This is a genomic window from Haloarchaeobius caseinilyticus (assembly GCF_051207395.1).
Classification (GTDB): Archaea; Halobacteriota; Halobacteria; order Halobacteriales; family Natrialbaceae; genus Haloarchaeobius.
This window is the reverse complement of record NZ_JBPJZC010000005.1, coordinates 226,284-250,546: the sequence shown is the minus strand read 5'-3', so window position 1 is coordinate 250,546 and position 24,263 is coordinate 226,284. Positions and strand designations below refer to the sequence as shown.

Annotated in this window: 18 protein-coding genes; 3 read left to right on the top strand and 15 right to left on the bottom strand. The window is 64.3% G+C overall.

Annotated features, from left to right (window positions below; translation table 11 throughout):
* The first annotated feature begins 481 nt into the window (after nt 1–481).
* Together ACSC1P_RS21010 and nikR are read left to right on the top strand one after the other, a co-directional pair.
* Entirely contained in the window at nt 482–1,744 is a 1,263-nt protein-coding gene (locus ACSC1P_RS21010; RefSeq protein ID WP_435362175.1) for a tyrosine-type recombinase/integrase, read from the top strand.
* Nucleotides 1,745–2,172: 428 nt separating this feature from the next.
* Nucleotides 2,173–2,592: a nickel-responsive transcriptional regulator NikR gene (nikR, locus tag ACSC1P_RS21005; protein WP_435362174.1), complete on the top strand. Its 420-nt coding sequence runs from the start codon at nt 2,173–2,175 to the stop codon at nt 2,590–2,592.
* A gap of 273 nt (nt 2,593–2,865) precedes the next feature.
* Here the strand turns inward: nikR and ACSC1P_RS21000 are convergent, their stop codons facing one another.
* The 8 genes from ACSC1P_RS21000 to ACSC1P_RS20965 form a co-directional block, all read right to left on the bottom strand.
* Nucleotides 2,866–3,168 carry a hypothetical protein gene (locus ACSC1P_RS21000; RefSeq protein WP_435362173.1) on the bottom strand — a complete coding sequence of 101 codons (303 nt, stop codon included), beginning with the start codon at nt 3,166–3,168 and terminating at the stop codon, nt 2,866–2,868.
* Between the two features lie 200 nt (nt 3,169–3,368).
* Nucleotides 3,369–3,815 (bottom strand): DUF7979 domain-containing protein, encoded by a 447-nt coding sequence (locus ACSC1P_RS20995; RefSeq protein ID WP_435362172.1) that lies wholly within the window; start codon nt 3,813–3,815, stop codon nt 3,369–3,371.
* A 135-nt stretch (nt 3,816–3,950) separates the two neighbouring features.
* Nucleotides 3,951–4,997, bottom strand: coding sequence for a PhoU domain-containing protein (locus ACSC1P_RS20990; protein ID WP_435362171.1), 1,047 nt, complete (start codon nt 4,995–4,997; stop codon nt 3,951–3,953).
* Between the two features lie 10 nt (nt 4,998–5,007).
* Nucleotides 5,008–5,907: a phosphate ABC transporter ATP-binding protein PstB gene (pstB, locus tag ACSC1P_RS20985; RefSeq protein WP_435362170.1), complete on the bottom strand. Its 900-nt coding sequence runs from the start codon at nt 5,905–5,907 to the stop codon at nt 5,008–5,010.
* Nucleotides 5,908–5,929: 22 nt separating this feature from the next.
* The gene (gene pstA / locus ACSC1P_RS20980) at nt 5,930–7,564 is read right to left on the bottom strand and encodes a phosphate ABC transporter permease PstA (protein ID WP_435362169.1); all 1,635 of its coding nucleotides are present in this window, start codon (nt 7,562–7,564) and stop codon (nt 5,930–5,932) included.
* A complete protein-coding gene (gene pstC / locus ACSC1P_RS20975; RefSeq protein WP_435362168.1) occupies nt 7,561–8,628 on the bottom strand; it encodes a phosphate ABC transporter permease subunit PstC in 1,068 nt (355 codons plus the stop codon). Before pstC ends, pstA begins: the two co-directional genes overlap by 4 nt.
* Nucleotides 8,629–8,694: 66 nt before the next feature.
* Entirely contained in the window at nt 8,695–9,861 is a 1,167-nt protein-coding gene (locus ACSC1P_RS20970; RefSeq protein ID WP_435362167.1) for a PstS family phosphate ABC transporter substrate-binding protein, read from the bottom strand.
* A gap of 239 nt (nt 9,862–10,100) precedes the next feature.
* Nucleotides 10,101–11,798 carry an ATP-binding protein gene (locus ACSC1P_RS20965; protein WP_435362166.1) on the bottom strand — a complete coding sequence of 566 codons (1,698 nt, stop codon included), beginning with the start codon at nt 11,796–11,798 and terminating at the stop codon, nt 10,101–10,103.
* A 195-nt stretch (nt 11,799–11,993) separates the two neighbouring features.
* Between ACSC1P_RS20965 and ACSC1P_RS20960 the strand changes: the two genes are divergently transcribed.
* Complete coding sequence (locus tag ACSC1P_RS20960) at nt 11,994–13,082, top strand: TrmB family transcriptional regulator (protein ID WP_435362165.1); 1,089 nt, start codon at nt 11,994–11,996, stop codon at nt 13,080–13,082.
* Nucleotides 13,083–13,160: 78 nt separating this feature from the next.
* Here the strand turns inward: ACSC1P_RS20960 and ACSC1P_RS20955 are convergent, their stop codons facing one another.
* The 7 genes from ACSC1P_RS20955 to ACSC1P_RS20925 are packed head-to-tail and all read right to left on the bottom strand — an operon-like array spanning nt 13,161 to nt 24,250.
* Entirely contained in the window at nt 13,161–15,398 is a 2,238-nt protein-coding gene (locus tag ACSC1P_RS20955) for a glycoside hydrolase family 3 N-terminal domain-containing protein (RefSeq protein ID WP_435362164.1), read from the bottom strand.
* Nucleotides 15,395–18,133, bottom strand: a complete 2,739-nt coding sequence (locus tag ACSC1P_RS20950) for a glycosyl hydrolase (protein WP_435362163.1) — start codon at nt 18,131–18,133, stop codon at nt 15,395–15,397. Before ACSC1P_RS20950 ends, ACSC1P_RS20955 begins: the two co-directional genes overlap by 4 nt.
* On the bottom strand, nt 18,133–19,239 hold the full coding sequence (locus ACSC1P_RS20945; protein WP_435362162.1) for an ABC transporter ATP-binding protein: 1,107 nt from the start codon (nt 19,237–19,239) through the stop codon (nt 18,133–18,135). The genes ACSC1P_RS20950 and ACSC1P_RS20945 overlap by 1 nt, the downstream gene beginning before the upstream one ends.
* Nucleotides 19,236–20,297 (bottom strand): ABC transporter ATP-binding protein, encoded by a 1,062-nt coding sequence (locus tag ACSC1P_RS20940; RefSeq protein ID WP_435362161.1) that lies wholly within the window; start codon nt 20,295–20,297, stop codon nt 19,236–19,238. The genes ACSC1P_RS20945 and ACSC1P_RS20940 overlap by 4 nt, the downstream gene beginning before the upstream one ends.
* Nucleotides 20,294–21,406, bottom strand: coding sequence for an ABC transporter permease (locus ACSC1P_RS20935; RefSeq protein WP_435362160.1), 1,113 nt, complete (start codon nt 21,404–21,406; stop codon nt 20,294–20,296). Before ACSC1P_RS20935 ends, ACSC1P_RS20940 begins: the two co-directional genes overlap by 4 nt.
* A complete protein-coding gene (locus ACSC1P_RS20930; protein ID WP_435362159.1) occupies nt 21,403–22,428 on the bottom strand; it encodes an ABC transporter permease in 1,026 nt (341 codons plus the stop codon). The genes ACSC1P_RS20935 and ACSC1P_RS20930 overlap by 4 nt, the downstream gene beginning before the upstream one ends.
* 4 nt (nt 22,429–22,432) lie before the next feature.
* Complete coding sequence (locus ACSC1P_RS20925; protein WP_435362158.1) at nt 22,433–24,250, bottom strand: ABC transporter substrate-binding protein; 1,818 nt, start codon at nt 24,248–24,250, stop codon at nt 22,433–22,435.
* Nucleotides 24,251–24,263 lie beyond the last annotated feature (13 nt).

Sequence of the window (24,263 nt, the reverse complement as noted above, 5' to 3'; positions counted from 1 at the left end):
CGGTTATGCTTGTTCCACCGTCTGCGTTCTGCGGTGGCACCGCTGCGCACTGACTGCGAATGGGCGTCTCTGGTGGAACACGCTCTACAGTGGGCAGTGCTGCACAGCGGCGAGTATTTGATATAGCGAAATGAAGTTTATCCAGACTCTGCGGTCTCGCGATGTTCTGTTCGTCTTCAAACAGACTCTACCAGTCTGTGTGTACTCGAAATCTATTCAAAATTCTACTGTTCTGTGCTTCCTGCTGAATCCGGCCGACTCAGAAAACCAGCCGAACTCCGCGAGTCGGCTTCTCCAGAACTGAGACCGGAGAATCTGGCCCAAACCCCGGCAATTCTGCAGACCCGTCTTCACCACGCGAACCCCTGGGGTCACGTCCCGAAAACCGGGTTCCAGGATTCGGCGGTCGTGACCGACCCGACCACGCGACCACTGGCCCCGCGGCACAACCTTGAAACACCATCCCGACGAAATCGCGCCAGTGACAGTCGGGGAGTCAGATTCGACCGCTGCCGACGTACCGTGGACCACGCTCGACCGCGAGGGCCTCGTCGACGCCTACCAGCGCGTGGTCGACCCCATTCTGCGCGCTGACGGGTTCGACCCCGGTACTCACAAACCGACCCACGACTGGCTCCGCGACCACGACTTCGGCACGCTCGTCTACGCCCTGCGAACCTACCACGACCTGACCTTCGGCGAGTTCTGGACCGACGACCTCGGCAGAAACGAGACCGACACCGGCCACGCGTGGGCGACCGACGACGAGCGGACCGTCGACGCCCTCGACTCGTTCCTCGACTCACGCCGGACCAGAAAGGGCCTCGCCGACTCCTCACTCGACACCCTCAGATACCGCCTCGACCGCTACGTCCAGGCGTACGCCGCGGCCAACGGCCACACCGACCTCGTCTCGCCGGTCGCTCGCGACGGCGACGTCCCGGTCCACGAGGCCGTCGACGAGTGCTGGGCGGCGTTCGACCACCTGCACTCCGAACTCGGTTCCGGCCGGACGAAACGGCGCATCCACGGCGTCGTCTCGAACTGGTACGACCACCTCGTCCGGCGACGCTGGGCGCGAGCGAACCCCGCGAGCGGCCTCGACGAGGAGTTCGACTGGCGGGCCGACGCCGATTCCGACCCGCCACACCTCGCCGCCGAGCAGGTCCGGGTGCTGTACGAGACAGCGGCCGACGACCGCGAGCGACTGCTCGTCCTCGCGCTGTGTGCGTGGGGCCTGCGCTCGGGCGAAGTCGCGCGACTCCACCGCTCGAACGTCGTGTTGGACGGCGACGGCGTGGCTCATCTCCGCTTCGAACGCCGGAAGAACGGCCCCGGGCAGGTGTCGCTGCTGTACGGTGTCTCGCACGTCGAGCGACGGCTCGCTGCGTTGGCTGACGAGGACGACTGGGCCGGCTACCTGTTCCCGTCGCCCCGGGCCGACCGCGACCACGTCGGGCGCTGGACCGTCTGGAACTGGTTCACCGACCTCGCCGATAGGGCCGACATCGAGCAGGTCGCAGGCGAATCGCCGGTCCCGCAGATGGGCCGGCGGTTCTGGTACGACGCGTACTCCTCGGCACTGGAGCAAGTCGCCGCCGGTATCGAAGACGTCGCCGCAGAACAGGGCAGTTCGAGTCCGGCAGTCGTCCTACAGAACTATCTCTCGGAAGAACGGGTTCGCACGCTCAGGCGTGACCACATGCGAGAGCGCCTCGCTAGCGCGTTCGACGGCGTCGCGTGAGCTACTCGGTGCTGAGAACGGCTCCGGGGCCGGCCGGCCTGTCAGAGGCACGGCGTGGCCGGCCAAGCGGAACCAGAAGACGAGGCCGCGGTCTATCGATGACCAGGCGCGTGGCGCCGCCAAAGATGGTGGAATCCAGTAACGACGCGGCGTTGCGCCCGGTGGCCCCCAACCCCCCGGTTGCACGACCTGACCGTCAGCCTCTGTTTTAGCATCACACGCATACGGGTTCAACTCACCGGGTGACCGAGTTCGTCGGACCGTGACGTACCGTGTCGGTGACCCCGCCATCGCCCGCAGACCGTGCTGTCAGCGTTACTACCGCCCAAGGACCAGCTTCACGCCGACCAGTCTGGTTAACATCTCGTTGGGAACTAACCCGCGGTCTAACGGGAATCCTTATTATTTCAGTGCTGTTCTGTTATTACATGACAGTCGTCAGCGTCTCCATGCCCCAAGAACTCCTCGACCGTATCGACCAGTTCGCCGACGAACACGGTTACACCGGCCGCAGCGAGGTCATCCGAGAGGCCTCGCGGAACCTGCTGGGCGAGTTCGAGGACAAGAAACTCGAAGAGCGCAACCTGATGGGCGTCGTCACCGTCCTGTTCGACTACGAGTCGACGAAGGTCGAACACCGGATGATGAGTCTGCGCCACGAACACGAAGACCTCGTCGCCTCGAACGTCCACAACCACGTCGGCGACCACTACTGCATGGAACTGTTCATCCTCGAAGGCTCGCTGGAGGACATCTCCGCCTTCGTCGGGAAGATTCGCGCCACGAAAGACACCCTCTCGGTGGACTACTCGGTCATGCCCATCGACGAAGTCGGCTCCATCGCCTGAACACTGCTGCCTGTACCTGTGGACCCACGAGGAGTGGAAAACAGTTCGACAGACTGAACGTTGCCTAGGCAGTCCACTACAGTCCCCTGCATCTCGTCCTCGACTACGGCGGCGTCATCGTCCAAAACGGGGACGACGAGACGCCGTACCGAGAGCCCGACGTGTGGATTTCGTCGTTTGCGGAGCTTCCGGACGTGCTCGGTAGGGACGGAATTCAGTCGACTCGCTAGTGGCGAACGCGTATTTTTCGGAGTAGCAGAGTGGAACGGCGCACTACACGTGTATCCCAAAGGTTAGCAGTAACGTCGATATGATGAGGTACAGGACAGACAACCCGAAGAACCCTACGACTGCTAGTATCACGACCGTCTGGAGAGTTGAATGCCCAGAACCCGTCGCATCTCTCTCCGTTCCAGCATCGCTATCTACGTATCCCATCGACTGGAGGGCTGACATCCCGGAATCTCCGTCCGCATTCTCCATTCTCGCCTCTGTATCCCCATCTATGTCTGTGTTTCCAACACTATGCGCACTCCCCAGTCCGCCACTACCCATCCCTCCGTCATCTCCGTCCATACATATGAAATTTCCCCGACACCAATACGGGTTTTCCGAGGTCTGCCTCCGACTCCAAGGCGCACTAGAGACGCGCTGCGTTCGTCTGCTGCATGCAGCAGGAAATCACTGCCAAGTTCGGCTCAGAATACGGGGTGACGCGACGGACCAAGAATTCTGCGTCTGATAGTGGCGTGACCTACGTCACGCAGAAACGCGGGTCAATACAGGAGATAGCGGCGAGCTGCTTCGCCCATCGCCAGCAGGCCGCCGATGGCGAGCCCGATGACTGCCAGTCCCACCGGTTCCGTCGCCGGGAAGGTGTTCTGGTAGGCGAACGTATGGACCGTTCCCTGTTTGTTCACTTTCATGTGCTTCGGTTCCAGCGCGAACTGGGCCGTACCGGGAAGCGGCTCGCTGGTCTCTAACACGTACTTCTTTCCATCGAGCGCACCGTCGACGATGCGTTGTTCCTGCGGCGTGAGCGTCTCGTATTCGTTGACCCGTTGTCCGTCAGCTACTCCGTCTGAATCCTGCTGGAACTCGTACTGGAGTGCAGGGAGGAACAGCGCTATCGAGGCGACGAGCATGAACACGCCGAGAAAGAACAACCCGTACTGAATCCGCTTTCGTCTGGATTGCGCCGACGAAGCGACTGTTCGAGCCATAGTCCGAACTGATTGGCCGATGGTGATAAGTTTTCTTCATATCTGGTGGTTTTATTATCGGTTCGGCATCGGTACCACGGTCTACGTCCGTCGAAAACAGCCGTCTCAGTCAGGCGGTTGCTGCCGACCAGCGCCTCAGAGCCGACCGTCACGCGCCGCCGCGCGGATGGCCGTCTCGGCGACGTTGCCGCCGTACTCGGCGGTTCTACCGATGCTGTCGACCGCGCGCGTAAGCAGGTACTCGTCGGCCCCGGAGGTCTCGAACAGCGTCTGGTCGACTCGTTCGACCGTCGCCAGCACGTCGTCGCGGCGGTCGAGTGCGGCGTATGCTCGCTGCACGTCGCCGTCGCCCAGTACGACGCTCGTGGCCGCTTCGACGACGTGTCGCGCCTCTGCTGCAGCCGCGTCTATCTCTGCTGCCATCTCTTCGCTCGGCGTCCCGCCGAGTCGGTCGGCCGTGGTGGCGATGCGCTCGGCGTGGTCGGCGACGCGTTCGAGTTGTCTGGCCGTCCGGTAGAGGACGAACAGTCGATTTCGCCCGACGCCGAGTTGGTCCACTTCGGCGAGACTGGTCAGCGACCGGTTGAAGTGGCGATGGACCATCTCGTACAGTCGGTCGACCTCGTCGTCGCGTTCGACCACTCTGGCTATCTTCCCCGCGTCGCCCGTGAGCAGCGCGTCGATGGCCGTCTCGTTCATCGACAGCGCGATGCTCCGCAGTTGGAGTACGGACTGGAGGACCGACACCTCGGCCGCGTTGATGAGGTTCTGCACGACGACCTCGTCCGTCGTCTCGGTGACGATCTCCATCCCCATGAGGTCACGGACGGTTTTGACCACGCTTCGGCGCTGTTCGGGGGTGAACTCTTCCTCGCTTCGCAGCACGATTTCGTCGTACCCGGTGACGTAGGCCGGGCGCAACAGCTCTCCGACCGACCGCTCTCTCGTCTCGTCGACCGCCAGTTCGATGCGATTCAGGTCGCCGCCGTCGTGTCGTTCCGTCTTGACGACGAGCGCGTCGTCCAGATGCGTGTGCAGGTGGACGACGGTCCCCGCTTCGATGCCCTGTTCGGTCGCCCAGTGCTTCGGTATCGACACCGTGTACGTCGACCCGCCGACCTTCTGGACCTTCCGCGTGTCCATCGTCGAGTCGGACGCGTCCGTGTGCGGTTCGGAGGCCATCGTGGCTGGATTACCCGAACTTGCCCGTGATGTAGTCTTCGACGCGTTGACTCTCCGGATTCTCGAATATCTTCTCCGTGTCGCCGTATTCGACGAGTTCGCCACCTGTCAGGAAGACGGCCGTCTGGTCCGAGATACGCGCCGCCTGCTGCATGTTGTGCGTGACGATGACGACCGTGTAGTCCTCGGCCAGCGAGTGGATGAGGTCCTCGATTTTCGAGGTGGCGATGGGGTCCAGTGCCGATGCTGGCTCGTCCATCAGGATGACGTCCGGGTCGACGGCGAGACAGCGTGCGATACAGAGACGCTGCTGTTGCCCACCGGAGAGGCCGAGCGCGTTGTCGTCGAGACGGTCGTTGACCTCGCTCCAGATGGCAGCCTGCTTCAGCGAGCGCTCGACGAGTTCGTCTTCCTCGCCCTTGTTGTCGCGGCCCATCAGCCGGGCGAGCAGGCCCGTGTTGATGTCGCCGTGTTTCCGCGGGCCGTAGGCGATGTTGTCGCGGATGGACTTCGGGAACGGGTTCGGGTGTTGGAACACCATGCCGACGCGCTTTCTGAGTTCGACGAGGTTCGCACCGTCCTGGTAGATCTCCTCGCCGTCGAGTTTGACAGAGCCGTCGATACTGGCGCTCTTGATACGGTCGTTCATCCGGTTCAAGCACCGGAGGAACGTCGACTTCCCACAACCCGACGGCCCGATGAGCGCGGTGACGCTCTCCTCGGGGATGTCCATCGAGATGGACTGCAGGGCGTGGTCGTCGCCGTAGTACACGTCGAGGTCTTCGACCGACATCTTCGCGTCGCCCGCGAAATCGTACTCCGTCCACTCGTCTTGGAGTTCCTCCGAGGTCTCGCCGGAGACGGTCTGGCTCTGGCTGGAAAGCGGTTCGTTCTCTTGGTCGGTCGACATGCTTGTCGTCTGGTTCTCGTTCTTACTCATGGTTCAGCTTTCTGCGGAAGTAGATGCGCGATGCGACGCCGATGGCGTACAGGCTGAGGACGACGACGAGCAGGACGAGTGCCGTCCCCCAGCCGAACTGTGACTGCGTGAACTGGGTGCCCGGTGCCTGTCCCGCCGTGATGGTCGTGTACAGTTGATACGGAAGCGCACTCGATGCCTGCATGAGTGCCTCGTTGGTGACGAACGGCGGCGACGTAGTGAACTCGAAGCCAGACAGTATACTCGTCTTCTGGCTCGGGAACGGCTTGCCGCCGGTCACGAGGAGCAGGGGTGCCGTCTCGCCTGCGATGCGGCCGACACCGAGGATGATACCGGTGATGACGCCGGGCATCGCGGCCGGGAGGACGACGCTTCTGATGGTCTGCCACTGCGAGACGCCGAGTGCGGCGCTCGCGTCGCGGTACTCGTCCGGGACGGCTTTGAGCGACTCACGGCTGGTGATGACGACCAGCGGGAGCAGCATGAAGCCGAGGACGAGCATCCCCGAGATGAGGGACTTCGAGTTACCGAAGCGGGGCACGAGGAACGCGGCCCCGAACAGCCCGTACACGATACTCGGCGTACTCCACAGGCCGTTCGTGGTGATCTCGATGCTGTCGGTGAAGCGGCCCTGTTCGGCGTACTCGGTGAGGAAGATGGCCGCACCGACGCCGAGCGGGACCGCGAGTGCGATGGCACCGACGATGAGCCAGAGCGTCCCCAGCACTGCCGGGAGGATGCCCGGAACGACGACCCCGAGCGGGGCCGCGTTCATCACGAACGGGATGTCGATGGGGAGGACGAGTGACGTCCCAGTGATGTCGGTGATGATGGGGATGCCGACGCTGGGGCCGACACCGAGGCCGACTTCGACGCCGGTGCCGACCGTGCCGAGGCCCTTTTGGACGATGAACGCGATGAGCAGGAGCAACACGGCGAGCATCGCCGCGACGACCGTCGAGACGAGCATGTACGCGCCGCGCTGGCGGCCACGGGTACCGAACCCTTCGCTGGCCTTGCCGGACGACCACGCGGCGAAGAGGCCAGCGAACGCCGACAGCAACGGGATGAACACGGTCCCGGTCGCAGACGCGGAGAAGTCCGACGGGCGGAACTCCCACGCGACGGTCATCGTGTCCGTGAGGAAGACGAGGCCAAACCCGGCGATGAGGAGGCCGGGAACGAGCGTCGACCCGATGTCCTCACGCGGCAGTACCGTCACTGCGAGCACGACTGCGCCGGCGACGACCGCCGCCAGGAACCAGCCGATGGTGCCGAGTCCGAGCAGCTGTGAAGCGACGAGACCGCCGAGGACGAACCCGGTGCCGCCGAAGGCGATGCCGGGGATGAGTCCCGCGGTCGTGTCGGGCGTCGTGTCGGCCATCTCGGCGCGCGAGACCAGCCCGAGACCGAGCGTGGCGAGGCCGAGGACGACGAGCAGGACGCCGAAGATGTCGACGACCGGGAGGCCCGCGAGCGAGGAGTCGATTTCGACCCACTCGAACAGGGCGGCCCAGCCGAACGCGAACGTCGCGATACCGAGTGCGACGGCGACGTTCGCCGCGTTCTGATACGCCGACTCGTCGTCGAGGACGAGTTTGCCAGTGTGTTGTGTATCGGTGCTCATTCGTTACCACCCAGCTTCGCTTTCATGCGGCGCTCGATGAGCTGTGAGCCGATGCTGATGAACAGCACCGTGACGAACAGGAGCACGCCGGCGAAGAACAGCGCGCTGAGTTCCATCTCGCCAGCGTTCCCGTAGTTGAACGCGATGAGACTGGTCAGTGCCTCGGTGTTCTCCGTGAAGTCGTACAGCGGTTTCGGGACATTCGGACTGTGTGCGAGGATGACGGTCGCCGCCATCGTCTCGCCGACTGCACGGCCGACGCCGAGGAGGACCGCCGCGGAGACGCCAGAGAACGCGGCCGGGACGGTGATGCCGCCCATGGTCTGCCACTCCGTCGCGCCGACGGCGACCGAGCCGTCTTTCATCGAGTCTGGAACGCTCGACAGCGCGTCCTCGGCGACCGACACGACCGTCGGCAGTGCCATGATGCCGACGACGAGTCCGGTGAGGAACAGACTCCCACCGAGGACTGCCGCGTTGAGGTTGGCTCGCATGTAGTCGCTCAGGATGAGCCAGCCGATGAAGCCGTACACGATGGAGGGGATACCGGCCATCAGTTCGATGCCGGGCTTGACTATCTCCCGTGCCCACGCGGGTGCGATTTCACTGACGAACAGCGCGCCAGCGATGCCGAGGGGACCGGCGACGAGCGTTGCCACGAACGTGACAGCGATCGTCCCCCAGATCATCGGCGTCAGCGAGATGATGCCGCTGGTGGGCTGGTAGTACGGCGGGCCCGACTTGTACAGGAGGTCGAAGCCGTGTTCCTCCCAGGCTGGGAGCGATTCCAGGAAGAGGAACACGGTGATGAGCCCGAGGATCGTTACTGTTGCAATCGTGGTGATGAACGCGAGTCCTTTGACCGTCGCGGCCTGGGTCGTAAACCAGCCGTAGACGACGGTGACGGCGAAGGCTAGCAGCGGAAACGCTGTCCAGTTCGCCTGAAGGACGAAGCCTGCGAACGTGACGAGGAGTGTCACGAACATCAGGCCCCACACCACGAACGCACCCTGCTCTTCTTGCGAGAGCAGGTTCTGCGCGCGTGTTTGGACGGTTTCAAACATGTTTTTGCTGTAGTACTGAAAGAAAGACGGTTGGCGGTCGATGTCTGCGCCAGTCTCGGTGGCTACTTACTCGTACTTCGACGCTGCGACCTTCCCGCGCTCCTCCTTCAGGCGCTCCTGCGGGAGCTTGAAGTAGTTGTTCGGTGCGACGAACCGCTCCTGACCGAAGTCGCTGAGCAGGAAGTTGAGGAACGCGGCTTCCTTGCGCGAGGTGTCCTCCCACGTGTAGCAGTGAAGGTCACGCGAGAGCGGGTAATCCTTCGCGCCGAGGTTCTCGCCGTACGTGTAGGTCGTCCCTTCGACCTTGAGGGAGATCGGCTGGACGCCTGCATCGACGTCGACGAACGCGAGCGCGATGTACGCGATTGCGGCGTCGGAGCCAGCGATTGCCTGCTTGAGCTGCTGGTTCTGCCCGAAGCGACGGTCGGGGTTCGTCTGGGCTTCCGGGTCGCCGAAGACGTTCGCGCGGAACGCCGTCGCGGTACCGGACCCGGTCGCGCGACCGAGTGCGACGATTTCCTTGTCCGGGCCACCGACCTCGGACCAGTTGTTGATGTCGCCCTTGTAGATGCCCTTCAGCTCCTCGATGTCGATCTGCTCGACGCCAGCGTCGTAGATCGCCTTCGAGACGACGATGGGCTGGCCGTCGACACCGACGACGTGGTCGATGAACTTGTTGAGCTTCTCGTCCGAGGCGTCCGGGAGCTCGTCTGCGACAGGTGCGCTGGAGTCACCGATGTCGACGCGCCCCTGCGAGACACCTTCGACACCAGTCCCGGAGTGGCTCAGTGCGACGTTCGTGAGGAACGGCGGCTGCGAGCGGTTGCCCGTCGCTTCGTAGCCGTACAGACCCGCCCAGTAGTCGGCGAGGCGCTTGTCCGTGCCGACCTTCTCGGCGGCCTCCGTCGGCCAGTAGTCACCGTCGCCCTTCTCGGGGTTGGAGTTCCAGTAGGAGGCACCGGTGTTCGTGATGGGGAAGACGGTCGAGGAACCGTCGGCGGTCAGCGGCTGCGTGTCCATGCCGCCGGAGTTGTCTCCGCTTTCAGTCTCCTCGGTGTCGGAGTCGGAGTTCCCGCCTTCGTTTCCGTTCCCGCTGTCGGTCGGGGCGTCGGTGTCTTCACCGTCGCTGCTTTCGGTACACCCTGCGAGGGCTGCGACGCCAGCAGCACCTGTTGTTGCGATAAGCTTCCGACGCGATACACCGTCCACCAGACGCGTTTTCTCGCTCGTCATCGACTAAGCATCGACCAGATTGTTGTAAAGCAGTTGCTAATAGGGCTATACACCGCAAATTCGGGGGTATAGAGAAAATAGAAAACAATCGATAGGATGTGACACACATTCACATAATAGTCGGCTATATATCGTTCTGATTTCGATCACGTACCCCGCGATAGCCGGTGCTGGGTGGTCGCTGCCGTCGAAGAAAACCCACCGTCAGCCGCGGACTCTCTCGCCCGTCGTCACTCCGCTCACTCCCGACGCGCCTGGTCTTTCACCGCTGTGAGTCGCTCGCGCTCGCGCTTCTTGCCGATGATGCGCTCCATCGCTGCCCGGTCCAGGTCGTACCGGCCGGACTCGTCTCGGGCGACGACCGACTGCTTTCGCAGTTCGGTCAGTGCGCTCTGAATCCGCTCTGCGTCCGTGTCGACCACCTGTTCGACCGCCGCGACGGTCATCGGTGCTTTCTCGCTCAGCACCGCGATGGTGTCCCACGTGTAGCGCTCGTTGCACTCCGCCTCGCGAATCGCTTCTTCGACGCGCTCCTCGACCGGGTCGGTGTGGACGAGGTTGACGAGCGAGAGGGCACTCTCGTCGTCGCCATCGGTCGAACTCGTCGACGAGCGTGCCGGTTCGGAGAAGCGCCGCTGAAGCTGTTCGAGCGCCATCTCCAGGAAAGAGATGCGGTCACGCTGGTCTTCGATGATGTCGGTGTCACCGCTCGATTCGCGCAGTTTCTCGGCGTCCTCGCGCAACTGCTCGTTCCGCGCTTCGAGGCGTTCGACCTCACCTTCGAGTTCGCGGACGCGTCGCCGGAACTCGTTGCGTTCCACCTCGATTTCGGCGTTCGACTTCTCCTCGTCCGGTTTCCCGTCCTCGTCCTCGGCCGTGGGCAGTTTTGACTGCTCGGTCGGCGCCTCGATACCGGTGTTCCCCGCGAGGGCGTCGGCCATCTGCTTCGCCGCTGCCGAGATGTCTTTCGCCCGGTCGAGTTCGTCTTCGAGCGTCTCGATGCGTTTGTCCTTCTTCGCGATCTCGTTCTCCAGTTCGATGATGCGGTTCTCGCGCTCGGCCTTCTCCTCGCTGATGTCCGAGAGGTCTTCGACCAGCGTGTCGCTCACCGACTTGAGTTCCGGACGCTCGAAGTCGTCGAGTCCCGGCGTCGCGCCCGCGTCGAACGTGCGCTTGCGCCGGAACTGGATGGTCCGGATGTCCGCCTCGGCCCAGTCGGCCATCATGAACGCCTGTCCAGCGTTCATGTCTGTAATGCGGTTCTCGTACTCGCTGCCGAGGATGCGCCCGACGACTTTCGTGTCGTTCTCCCAGGTCAGTCGGTGCCAGACCAGCCAGTTCGCCTGCGTGATGAAGTCCTTTTTTACGTCGGCCGGACGCTGGCTGACGCCGACGACGCCCAGTCCGTGCTTGCGCCCGCGCTTGCCCACCTTGATGAGCATCTTGCCCGTCTCGTCCATCCCACCGCCCTCTGGGATGTACTCGTGGACTTCCTCGACGACGAGCAAGAACGGCTTCTTCAGCTTCTTTTCCTTCGCGAAGAGGTGCTTCGTCGTCTCCAGAATCAGTTCGTTCGCGACCGACTCGTCGAGGTAGCCGGACACGTCGAGGATGATGGGGACGTTCTCCTCCAGTGCGATGTGTGCCATCCGCTCGGCGTGTTCTGGCGTAATCTGGATGTCGCACTCCTCGTCCGCGCCAGCGTGTAATAGTTCATATTCCTCTTTTAAACCATAATATTCGCCATCTGTATCAACAATGAGGAGGGGGAAACCAGATTCGAGTAATTCTTCGGCTAAAACACTCGCTGTGTTCGACTTTCCCGAACCTGACTTGCCCGTCACGAATCCGCGGCCGGTCAGCATCTCGACGACTGGCACCTGCACCGTCGACCCATCCATCGTCTCCCCGATTTCGATCTGTTTTGTGTCGCTCATGCGGCCCGTTAGGGGCACCTCTTCGCGTGCCTACCTGTATCTTTCGTGCGAACTACCAGTCTGGGAGTCCCGACTGTGTACACTGTGTACACTGTTTAGACTGTGTACGCTCCGGAACGTTCGGTTTCGTCGTCGACGAGGACGGAGGCTACCGACCTCAGAAGGTTCATGTAGCGGTGCTCACTGTGTTTTCGCATGGACCGTGAGACGCTGGCACAGGCGCTGTCGTACGCCGACCTGACCGAGTATCAGGCGGAGGCGTACCTCTGTCTCCTCGACATGGGCGTCTCGCCCGCCATCGAGGTCGGTCGGGAGAGCGACGTGCCAGTCTCACAGGTGTACGACGTGTTGCGGAGTCTAGAGTCGAAGGGGTACGTCGAGACCATCGACCGCGAGAAGCTGTACGTGCGCCCCTGCGACCCGGACACTTCGATGAGTGCTCTCGAATCGCGCGGCGAACTGCTCCACGACGCCGCCGACGAGATTCGCGAGCGCTACCGGCAGCCGAACCGGATGGACGCGCGAGTCGGCGTGACCAAACGCGGCGAGACCGCCGTCGAGAACGCCCGTGACCTCATCGGCGACGCCGACACCGTCGTCGAACTCGCCGGGACCTACGAACAGATCCAGCAGCTCTTTCCGGCCCTTCGCGCGGCACGCGACCGGGGTGTGGTCGTTCGTGCGTCGGTGTACGCCCACGGTGACCAGACGCCACCGGAGGGGTTCGACCCGACGGGCGCGCTCTCGGAACTTCGGGCGTGCAGTATCCCTGGGCCGTTCCTCGTCATCGTCGACCGGCACCGAACCTGCTTCGCACCGAACACCCGGTCGGACGAGGATTACGGCGTGATGATCTACGACCGTATCCTCCCGTTCGTGTTCCACTGGTACTACCTCACCTGTCTGTGGAACCTCTACCCGACGCTGTACGCGGCGGACTCGGACCGGATTACCTACGTCACGATGGAGGAGTTCATGTGCGACTGCCACTTCCTCTGGGAGGCGGGGTACGAGTTACAGGTCGTCGTCGATGGCGTCGACATCGAGGGCGAGTCGCGCCGGACCGTCGAAGGACTCGTGGTCGGGCTCTCGCACTTCCACGACGACCAGAACCTCCCGCGACTGGCGCTCTCGGACATGGGCGCGTACAAGAGCGTCGTCCTCGCCACGGGCGATGGCGTGGTCGAGGTCGGCGGCTGGGGGGCCGTCTTCGAGGACATGGAGATGCGGACGATGTCACTGGTCGGCATCGACCCCGGAACGACGGCGTTCAGCGACCGCTAAGCGAGCGACTCGTCGTGGGCGACGGACCGAAGAAAAACCGCGCGAAAAGTGTGGTGACAGGTTCGTACTCGTGCCTTCTCAGTTTTCGCCGACCACCTCCAGTGACGTTTCCTGTTCGTCACACCAGAGGGTGACTGAGCCAGCTTCGGGGCGACTCGTGCCGTCGGGGTGGACCACATCGAAGGTGTCAGCAGGTACCTCGAACGTCACGGTCGTCTCGTCGCCAGGGTCGAGCGAGACGCGCTCGAACGCGACCAGCTCCCTCACCGGGGTCACGACCGACGAGTAGTCGCGGCCACCGAAGAGCTGGACGACTTCGTCACCGGCCCGGTCGCCCGTGTTCGTGAGCGTCACCGAGACCGCTGTGGACTCCCCGGCAGCGACCGACTCCTCGGCGACCGAGAGGTCGCGGTACTCGAAGTCGGTGTAGCTCAGGCCGTGGCCGAACGCGAACAGCGGGTCGTACGACGGTAGGTGTTCGTCCTCGCCGATGGGCGAGGGGTTCGGGAGGTGGTTGTGTCGAACCGGCAGGTGACCTTCTGACCGCGGGACCGAGATGGGGAGTTTCCCACTCGGGTTGTTCGCGCCGAAGAGCGTCTCGGCGACGGCGTGGCCACCCTGTGCACCCGGATAGTACGCCTGCACGATGGCATCGACGTGCTCGGCAGCCCACGAAATCGCCAGCGGGCGGCCCGTGACGAGGACGAGTGCGGTCGGCGTCCCGGTGTCGACGACGGCTTCCAGCAGGTCGCGCTGAGACTGGGGCAGGTCGAGTTCGGACCGGTTCGGGAAGTCGTCGGTCGGGCCGGTCACGTCCTGCGGGCCGAACTCGTGGATGTACCAGTTCTCGCCGAGGACGACGACGGCGGCGTCGGCGTCTGCAGCGGCTTCGGCGGCCGACTCGCGGTCGGCAGTTGCGTCGTCGCCCGTGCTGTCGATGCCAGCGCCCGGTTCGTACCGGACGGTCGTCTCGTCGGCGACGAGGTCTTCGATGCCCTCGCGAATCGTCGTCCCGGCGAGTTCGTGTTCTTCCTTCAGGCTCCAGCCGCCGACCTGATTGACGAGCGAGTCGGCGTTCGGCCCGGTGACGAGCACTTCGCTCGCGTCGGGGTCGAACGGCAGGCAGTCGTCGTCGTTCTTGAGCAGCGTCATCGACTTCCGCGCGGCTTCGAGCGACACCGACTGGTGGTCGCTGTTGCCGAGCGTCTCGGCCGAGTCGTCGGGGTCGACGAACGGGTCGTCGAACAGGCCGAGGTCGGCCTTGAGTTGGAGGACCCGACGGATCGATTCGTCGAGGGCAGCTTCGTCGACAGTCCCCGATTCCACGAGGTCGGCGAGATGGTCGACGTGGTCGATTTCACCGAGCGAGTGAACGTCGACACCGGCGTCGAACGACCGCCGAATCGCCTCCCGCGGCGTCGTCGCCACCTTGTGGTCGTCGTGAAGCATGTTCACACCGTTCCAGTCCGAGGCGACGTAACCATCGAAGCCGAACTCGTCGCGGAGCACGTCGGTCAGCCAGTGCTGGGAACCGTGCGACGGCTCGCCGTTGATGGAGTTGTAGCTCGGCATGATGCCCTCGACGCCCGCGCCGATGACCTTCTCGAACGACGGGACGAAATCACGGTAGAGCGACGAAATCGACCGGTCGACCGGGGCGGTGTCTTCGCCACGCTCGGGTTCGCCGTAGGCTGGGAAGTGCTTCGCCATGGCAGCGACGTGGACCGGCGCGTCGTGGATGCCCTGAACTTTCGCGGCTGCCAGTTCCCCGACGAGGTAGGGCGATTCGCCGAAGGTCTCGAACGTGCGGCCCCAGCGAGGGTCGCGGGCCACGTCGCAGGTCGGACCGTAGGTCAGACTCGACCCGGTCGCGGCGACTTCAGTCGCCGTGACGGACCCGACTTCTGCTGCGAGCGAGCGGTCGCGAGCCGCGGCGACGCCGAGGTTGTGCGGGAAGACCGTCGTATCCTCGACGTAGGCGTTCCCGTGGATGGCGTCGACCGGGATGAGGATGGGAACCCCGAGGCGGGACTCCTCCATGGCGACGCGCTGGAGGTCGTTCGCGATTTCGACGACCTCGTCGGAGGCCCGGTGCGGGGAGGCCCCGTAGCCGAACGGCGTCACGAAGCCGAGGCTGTGTTCGCGGACCATCTCGGCGGCGTCGTCGACAGTGCGGGTCTCGCCCATCGTGCCGACGTAGGTGCCGGCGAGTTGGGCGGCCTTCTCTCGAATCGTCATCTCGTCTATGAGCGTCTCGACGCGGCTGTCGGTTTCGTCTCGATTCGTCTGCGGTATCTGCGAGTCGTGTGTCGTCATACTGTCGTAGTCGTGGAGGTCGTATTGCTCGCCCCGTCGGTCACGGTCACGGCGACCACGTCGGGGGTGTTCTTCGTCTTGAGGTCGGTCGTCCCCGACGCGCTCGCGCCGGAGACGGTCGTGGTCGTCGAATCGAGAGTCGACCCGCTGGCGTCACGGAGTTCGACCGTCACCGACTGGAGGTCGCCATCGTCGTCGGCGACCGCCCAGTCGACGGTGGCGTCGGTCCAGGGACCTCTCGAACTGGTCGTCACCGAGACGGACTCGACGGTTGGGTCACTCGACCCGCCGGAGCCGCCATCGCCCGAGTCACCACCTTTCGTCGCCAACTGATTCGCCGGCACGGAGAGCGATGTGCCATCGGAGAAGGAGACGGTCGTCGCGGTGTCTGCGGCGTTGTAGGCGACGTACGTCTTCGTCGAGCCGTCGTCGAAGACGGCCGCGAGGGGCGTGTCCGCGGTGACACTCGCGTCGACTGCACCGAGGCCCTCCATGGCCGACACCCACCGGTAGGTGTGCGCTTTCGACTCGCCGAACTCGACGGGGTAGGAGGCGGCGTCGGCCTCGAACAGGTTCCGGGCGTCGGCGGGGTCGCTGAACGAGCGGTACGACCACAGCACGTCGGGCCAGTAGTCGAAGCTGTCGCCGCCGTTGGCCGCGACGAGTTCGTCGTAGGTGGCCGCCGCGGCCGCCTGGTTGCGGCCGAGTGAGAGCGTGTGGCCGCCGACCGGCAGGACGTTGATGCCGTGGATGGCCTCCACGTCGTCGGTCCACCAGGTGTCGTACTTGTAGCCGCCGCCCCAGACCATTCCGGCGTAGCTGTAGTCCCAGTCGGTGGGGTGGTTCTGCTCGTCCACGTCGTACCAGTACTCGTCGACGGCAGCCGTTTCGTGCGCGAGCAGATACGCGCCGAGGTCACGAATCGTCGTGTCGCCGATGTACTCGCCGTACATGAGTACGGCGGCGTAGGCGTTGACCGCCTCAGAGGAGGACTCCTGGTTGTTCCCGAGGTCGAACGCCGGGTTCCCGGCGGCCCACGAGTGGCCCTCGTAGGGCGCGAAGTTCCGCAGGAACGGGAACATCGAATCGTCGCGCGAGGGGTTGGCGAAGTCCCGAATCAGCAGGTCGACCATGCCGCCCCAGTTGCCGTCGTCTGCCCACGTCGGGTCGGTCCGGGCGATTTCGGCGGCCGCCTTGACGTAGTAGCCGTAGTGGAAGTGGTGGTCGTTCAATTCGGGTCCGGAGCCGAAGGAGTCGTTGTAGCCGATGAGCGTGCCCCACGTGTCGTCGTAGTAGAACACGTCTTCGGAGGTAGAGGACCCAGAGACGGTCGCGTCGAGCCACGTCTCCAACTCGTCCTGCATCGCGCCGAGGAAGGCGTCTGCGGCCGTGGTGTCGCCGACCTGTTCGGCGATTGGCCGCAACTGCAGCAGGCGTTCGTAGTTCTTCCCGGTCCAGTACGTCCCGTCGCCGGGCTGTTCCGGCCCGGTGCGGACGAGTGGCGATTCGGCCGCCACGTCGTCGACGTAGCCAGCGAGTCGAGACTGGTCGAAGTCACCGACTGCGGGTAGATAGGGCACGATGGGTGGCAGGGAAAGGGTCGTCTCGAACGACGAGCCAGTCGTCACCTGCATCGTCCCGCGCGGGGAGGCGAACGTCTCGCCGGAAAGCGTCGCGTCCGTGTGCTTGTGCTGATGCGGGTACAGCGCCGCGATGGTCCCGCTCGTCGAGGACTCGGCGCGGGCGGCCGTCTCGAACGAGAACGTCGTTTGTACTTCGGCACTCGCCTCGTCGTAGCTCCACGAGACAGTCGTCCCGGTGAGCGTGTTGTACGCGTAGGATTCGTAGCGCGAGAGTGCCGCGGTGGTCGCCTCGGGCAGCACGGCGACCGTGAGGTAGCTGTTGCCGGCGAGGCCGCTCGAAAGGGTGGCCGACCCGATGCCGGCCCACGTCGCGCCGCTGGGCGCGAACAGGCCGTAGTGGTGGCCGTTCACGGTCACGCCGAGGACGTTGCCTTGCTCGGCCCACACGTCGGGCGTCGCGGCGAAGGAGAGTTCGGCGTCGGCCCCGCTCACTTCGGCGAAGACGAAGGGTGAGCCCTGCGCCATCGTCGCGTCGAGCGTCGGCGTGCTGGCGTCTCCTGCGCCCCAGCGAACGTCGACGTGCCAGTCGCCGTAGCCTGCACAGCGGGCGTCTGCGAACGACCCGCCGGTGGTCGACAGCGTGAGGTCGGTGCTGTCGTCCATCTCCGCGATGTTACCCCGATTTTTGTCGCCGTTGGCCTGCGTGAAGTTCCATGCAGTGGGGTACGAAAGGTCGAGTCCGGCACTGGTCGGCGTGCCGACGAGCGGATGCGCCCACATCGGTGCGCCGTACTGGTCGCGGAGCAGGTTGCTCCACCAGTCGTTCGTCGGGAACGGCGCGGACAGGTCTGCCGTCGCGTACACCTGTTCTGGCGGCGTCTCCTCTCCCGAGGGAACCGTCGTGGTGTAACTGCCAGCACCGACCGAGACCACGGTTGCGGCCGCTGCGTCTGCGGTTTCGGTCGTCGTGGTGCTGGTCGCCGACTGCTGGCCGTCGTCGGTCGCGGTCGTCTGTTGCGGCGTAGAGCCGGAACAGCCTGCGAGTCCGACGGTACCGAGGGCGCTGGCCCCGGCGAGATACCGTCGCCGAGAGAGCGTCCTGTGGTCGGATTGGCTGTCTTCGAGCGCCCGTCTGTCGTCGTTGCGTGTCATCAGCGTTCAGCTCCGTCGAGCGGGTCGCTGTCCCAGTACGCGTCGTCTTCTGTCGCGCGATAGCACGCGACGCGATGGTCGCCTGCACTGTTGGCGTCGGTCATGGCCGGAGCGGCACTGCGACACTGCTCGGTCGCGTTCGGACACCGGGTGTGGAACCGGCAGCCTGCGGGCGGGTTCACCGGGTCCGGGATGTCGATTTCGCGGACCGGCGGCCCGGTCGTCTCCTCGTCGATGCCCAGCTCAGGGGTGGCCCACTTCAGCACCTTCGTGTAGGGGTGCTGTGGGTCCTGGAGCACCTCGTCGACGGGTCCGATTTCGACCAGTTCGCCGAGGTACATCACGCCGAGACGACCCCCGGCGTGTTCGGCGATGTAGCGCGCGTTCGAGAGGTCGTGGCTGATGAACAGGAACGAGGTGTCGAACTGTTCTTGCAGTTCGAGCATCAGGTCCATCATCTCGACGCGAAGGCTCACGTCGAGCGCGCTCACTGCCTCGTCCGCGAGGATGAGGTCGGGGTTCATCAGGAGCGCGCGAATCAGCGCGACGCGCTGTTTCTCGCCACCCGAAAGCTGGTGTGGGTAACGGTGTGCGTAGTCTTCCGGCGGCGACATCCCCACCCGTTCGAGGAAGTGGAAGATGCGCGCCTCGCGGTCTTCCGAACCGAGCCCGGACTGCCAGCGCTTCAGCGGGGCCGACAGCGAGGACAGCACCGTCCGGTTCGGGTTCAGCGACGCGCCGGGGTCCTGATGGATAATCTGGAGCGAGCGGCGAATCTCCTCGAAGGAGACGTCTGCGTTCGACCGCCAGCCCTTCGCCTTCCAGATGTCTTGGCCGCGGTAGCTCACACTGCCGCCGGTCGGTTTCTGGAGCCCGATGGCGGTCTTTCCGAGCGTGGTCTTCCCGCTGCCGGACTCACCGACGATGGCGACGACGTCGTTCTCGCCCACGTCGAGGTTGACGCCGTCGACGGCGCGAACCGTTGGCCGGTCGGCGAACGGGTTGAGGCCGCCGCCCTCTTTCTCGAAGTGGACGTCCACGTCCGAGAGCGAGAGGACCGGCTGGTCGGCGTTCGTCGAGCGAGTGTGCTGCTCGTCGAGGCTCATCGGTTCACCCCCGTCGACAGCGGAATCTCGTCGTCGACCTCGTCCCAGTGATAGCAGGCGACTTCGTGCGTCGCAGCGACCGCCTCGACCGGCGGCTTCACCTCGGCGCACTCACCGGTCGCCAGCGGACAGCGTTCGTGGTACGGACAGCCGGCCGGGACGTTGACCGGGTCGGGTGCGGACCCATCGATGGGACGCATCTCCGACAGCGGCGCGTCGAGGTTCGGTGTCGCGTTGAGCAGTGCCCGCGTGTAGGGGTGTTTCGGGTCACGGACCATCGACTCGGTGTCGCCGATTTCGGCGAACTCGAAGGCGTACAACACGCCGATTCGGTCTGCGAGCTTCGTCACCAGCGGCAGGTCGTGGGTGATGAACACCATCGTGAGGTCGTACTTATCGCGGAGGTCGGACAGCAGGCTGATGATGGAGCGTTGCATGAGCAGGTCCAGTGCGGCCGTCGGCTCGTCCATCACGAGCACTTCCGGTTCGAGGACCAGCGCGAGTGCGATGAGCGCCCGCTGTTTCATCCCGCCCGAGAGTTCGTGCGGGTACGAATCGAGCACACGCCCGGGGTCGAGATACAGGTCGGCGAGGAGTTCTTCGGCGCGCTCGATGCCCGCCGCGACGTCGTAGTCGTGGGCGTCGAGCGTCTCCACGAAGTGCTCGCGGAAGTCCATCGTGGGGTTGAACGAACTCATCGCGCCCTGGAACACCATCGAGATGTCTTCCCAGCGGCGCTGTCGAAGCGACCGTTTGTCGAGGTCGAGCACGTCGACTGGTTCGTCTTCCTCCCGTGGATGGAACGTGACGCTGCCCTCGGTGCGACCGGGGTCGACGACGGCGTTCAGCAGCGCCGACGCGAACATCGATTTTCCAGATCCGGACTCGCCGACGATGCCGATGATTTCGCCGCGTCTGATGTCGACTTCGACGTCGTTGAGGACGCGCGAGGTCCCGCGGTCCATCTCGAACGCGACCGTGAGGTCACGACATTCGAGGATGACGTCTTGGTCGCTCGACCGTGCCGTGGCCGAATTCATCGGAGTAGTGCGGCTCATAGCCCACCACCACCGATGGTCGTCTCCTTCGCTGCTGGTTCGTCTGCTTCCAGTTCGTCGCCGCCGATGTTGGCGTGCCGGGCCCGGACGCGGGGGTTGAACACCCGGTCCATCCCCTGTGCGAACAGGATGAGTCCCATGGACAGCAGGATGATGCAGATCATCGGGGTGAGCAGCCAGTGGGCAGCGTCGAGCGTGAGCATCCCACCGTTCTCGTTGGCGAGCTGGAGCGTGACGCCCCAGTTGACGATCTTGTTGAACGGCAGCAGGCCGAGGAAGTACAGGCCGACCGAGGCGAAGATGACGCCCCGCATCGCGTTGACCATGTTGATCATCACGAACGGCATGACGTTCGGGACGATTTCCTTGGCGACGATGGTCGGCGTCGACAGGCCCATGGCCCGCGCGGCCTCGACGTAGGAGGTCGAGCGAATCGTCAGGACCTGCGAGCGAATCGCTCGGCCCATCCCGGCCCACGCCTGGAGCGAGAGGACGACGCCGAGGACGACTGGGTCCTCTGGTTTGAGCAATGCGACGAGGATGAGCAGCAGGGGCAGCCCCGGCAGCGTCATCACGATGTCCATGATGGTCGAGAGGACCTGGTCGACGCGACCGCCGCTGTAGCCGGCGAGTGCACCGACGCTCGTGCCGAGGAAGGTGACGAACAGCCCGGCACTCGCGATCATCTTGAGCATCTTCGGGGTCGCGTGGACGGTCTGTTCGAGGATGCCGCGACCGACGTTGTCGGTCCCGAGCGGCCAATAGAAGGCCACCCACGGCACCGAGATACCGAACAGCGACGTGTTCGTCAGTTCGTACCAGTTTCCGCCGACGATACCGCCGTCGAACGGTCCGACGAGGATGCCCGCCTGGGCGACCCGTGGTTCGACCACGAGGGACGGCCCGATGAGGCCGACGACGATGAACCCGAAGACGAGTGTCGCACCGATGCGGGCACGCACGTCGTTCCAGACCACGCGGGAGGGGGCGACGACCCAGAGGTCGAGCACCTTTCGGGAGCGCTCGACCCGACTCAGCGAGGAGTCGGCGACCGTCCCGAAGCCGCTGGTGTCCTCCGGGAAGGTGCTCGTCTTGTTCTCGCGGCTCACGCGGAATCACCTCCGACGGAGACGCGCGGATCGACGAGGCCGTAGGTCAAGTCGGCGATGAACGCACCGACGACGACGGCGAGCGTGATGAGGACGAACCCGCCCATCATCAGTGGGTAGTCACGCGCCTCGACGGCCTCGACGATGTAGTAGCCGAGTCCCGGGTAGGTGAACACCTGTTCGAGGATGGCAGAGCCGCCGATGACCGCGCCGAAGGCGAGCAACAGGCCGGTGTACATCGGCAGGATGGCGTTGCGAGCTACGTAGCGCAGCGCGATGCGAGTGTCAGAGAGTCCGCGGAGACGGGCGACGCGCAGGTAGTCCTCACCGAGGACCTGGATGCTGTTGCCACGCATCGCCAGTGCGACGCCCCCGAAGCCAGTGATGACGACGGCAGCGATGAGCAGGCTCGCGTGGTAGACCGCGTCGGCGAAGAACTGGAAGGTCGCGACCGGCCGGAGCGGGTCGACGATGGGCAGAACGTCCGAAGCGAGGCGACCGCTCGTGGGGAACCAGCCCAGCTGGAAGCCGAACACGTAGAGGAACAACAGCGCCGTCACGTAGTTCGGCGTCGAGTTGAGGACGATACCGATGCCGGTCGTCCCGATGTCGAAGCGACTCCCCTCCTGATACGCCATGATGGCTCCGAGGGCGATGCCGACGACGAACATGAGCAAGATGGCGACCGAGAACGCGAACACCGTCCACGGGAGTGCATCGCCCAGTATCTCCGCTACTGGTGCGTTCTGACTGATGGACCGGCCGAAGTCGCCCTGCAGGATGCCGGCCACGTAGTCGACGTACTGCTCGTGCAACGGTGCCGTGAAGTCGATGTTGATGTAGTTTGCGACGCGGCGGTTGATCTCCTGTTGGGAGAGGTCCGGGTTGTTCCGGATGAGTTGGCCGCGAAGCTGGTCGGCCGGGTTCCCCGGCATGAGTCTGACCAGCCCGAACGAGAGCGTGACCACGACGAACGCCGTAAAGAGCGCTTGTCCGGTCCGCTTGACGAAGTACTCGTACATCGGCTTACTCGGGCTTGGCCGTGAGCTTCCCCTCCCGGGGCAGGTAGTACTGCGGCCAGTCGACGATGGCGTCCTCGTCGTCTTTCGTGACGGTGTTCCAGTCGTCGGTGGTGAGCCACGCCTGGTCGACCTTCTCCATGAGTGGCGCCATCGGCAGGTGGCGGTTGACGATCCACGCGAGTTCCTGCGTCTTCTGCTTCGCCTCCTCGCCAGTGAGCCCGGCGAGTTCCTGCAGTTCGGGCTCTAATTCGACCGTCTGCTTCTGGCCGTTCGGCTTCCCGAGCGGCGTCACGTCGACCTCCCGCGGGAACTTCAGGATGTCCCGAGAGCGGGTGCCGTTCAGCAGTTTGTTGAGCGAGAAGTACGGGTAGAGCTTCCCGTCTGGCCAGCCGAGGCCGGCGACGCTGTACTCCTGATTGCCGTAGATGTCGCCCCAGTAGGACTGACTCGGGTTGAGCGAGGCCTCGATGCCGAAGTCGTTGAGGTCCTGCACGATGGACTGGCCGCCGGCGGTCCAGTCGTTCCAGCCTGCCGGAATCTTGTACGGGAACTTTAGCGTCTTCCCGTTCGAGTCCTTCCACGAGCCGCCGTCCTTCGAGAACCCGGCGTCTTTGAGGAGCTGTGCGGCCTTGTCCGTGTTCGGTTCGTACTTGTCGAACGACGAGAGCGAGTCGCCGAGCCAGTCCTTGTAGCTGCCGTCGAAGTTGCCCGGGAGCCCGGACGGCACGTCGACGGGGACGTGCATCTTCCCGCCTGCGGTCTGTGCCAGCTTCTCACGGTCGATGACGTACTGAACCGCCCGCTTGACGTTCTGCTGGCCGTAGTGCTCGTGGTCGTGGTTGAACATGATGCCCATGCCCCAGTTGGCGGGCATCGGAATCTCGCGGATGTGGTCGCCGTACCCCTTCGAGATGTTCGCTGGGGTGAAGACGTTGTCAATCCCGTCGACCGTGTCGGACTTGAGCGCCTGCCACTGCTTCTGGTTCGACTGCAGGTAGTCCCACCTGAAGCGCTTGAAGTTGATCTTGTCGGCGTCCGGGTGGTCGTCGAATCGCTCTGCGACCAGTTCCTGATTCCGGGCGTGGACGAACTTGAACGGGCCGGTGCCGACCGGCTTGTCGAGCGTCTTCTCGGTCATTCCAGGCGCTTCGCCGTCGCTTTCGTAGGCGTCGAGGAACTCCTGGAACTCGCTCTTCGGCGTGTCGAGTGCGATGGGCTTCAGCGAGTAGAGGAACACCTCGTCGGAGACGGCGCGCTCCAACCCGAGTTCGACCGTCGACTCGTCGGGGACGTTCACGTTCTCGGGGAGGGCGATGTTGCCGACGGCTGCCCCGTTGTACATCTCGAGTTTCAGCTTGAACGCGACGTCCTCGGCGGTGACTGCGTCGCCGTTGTGCCAGTGGAAGCCGTCGCGAACCGTGAGCGTCACTTTGTCGCTCCCGATGTCCCACGACTCCAGCACGCCAGGCATGAACTTGCTCGTCGCCTCGTTGACGTAGAGCAGGTTCTCGAACAGCGCCAGTGCTGCACGGTCCGGGTACTGCTGGCCGTAGGGGTTGAACTGCATGTCCTTCGGGACGTTCGTCGTGGCTGTGACGAACGTCTCGTCGGTCATTTCGAGGGATTTGGCGTCCGTCGTTCCGGTGCCGGTTCCGTCGGTACCGTCGCCGCCACCCCCGCCGCTCCCGTTCTCTGGGTCGTCCGTGTTCGACCCGGCACAGCCGGCCAGACCGGCCACGCCAGCCGCACCGGCGGCTTGCAGGAACCGCCGCCGCGTCTTTCGTAGGTCTCGTGCTCGCTCGTCCGTGTGATGTTCGGACATACCCCGACAATAC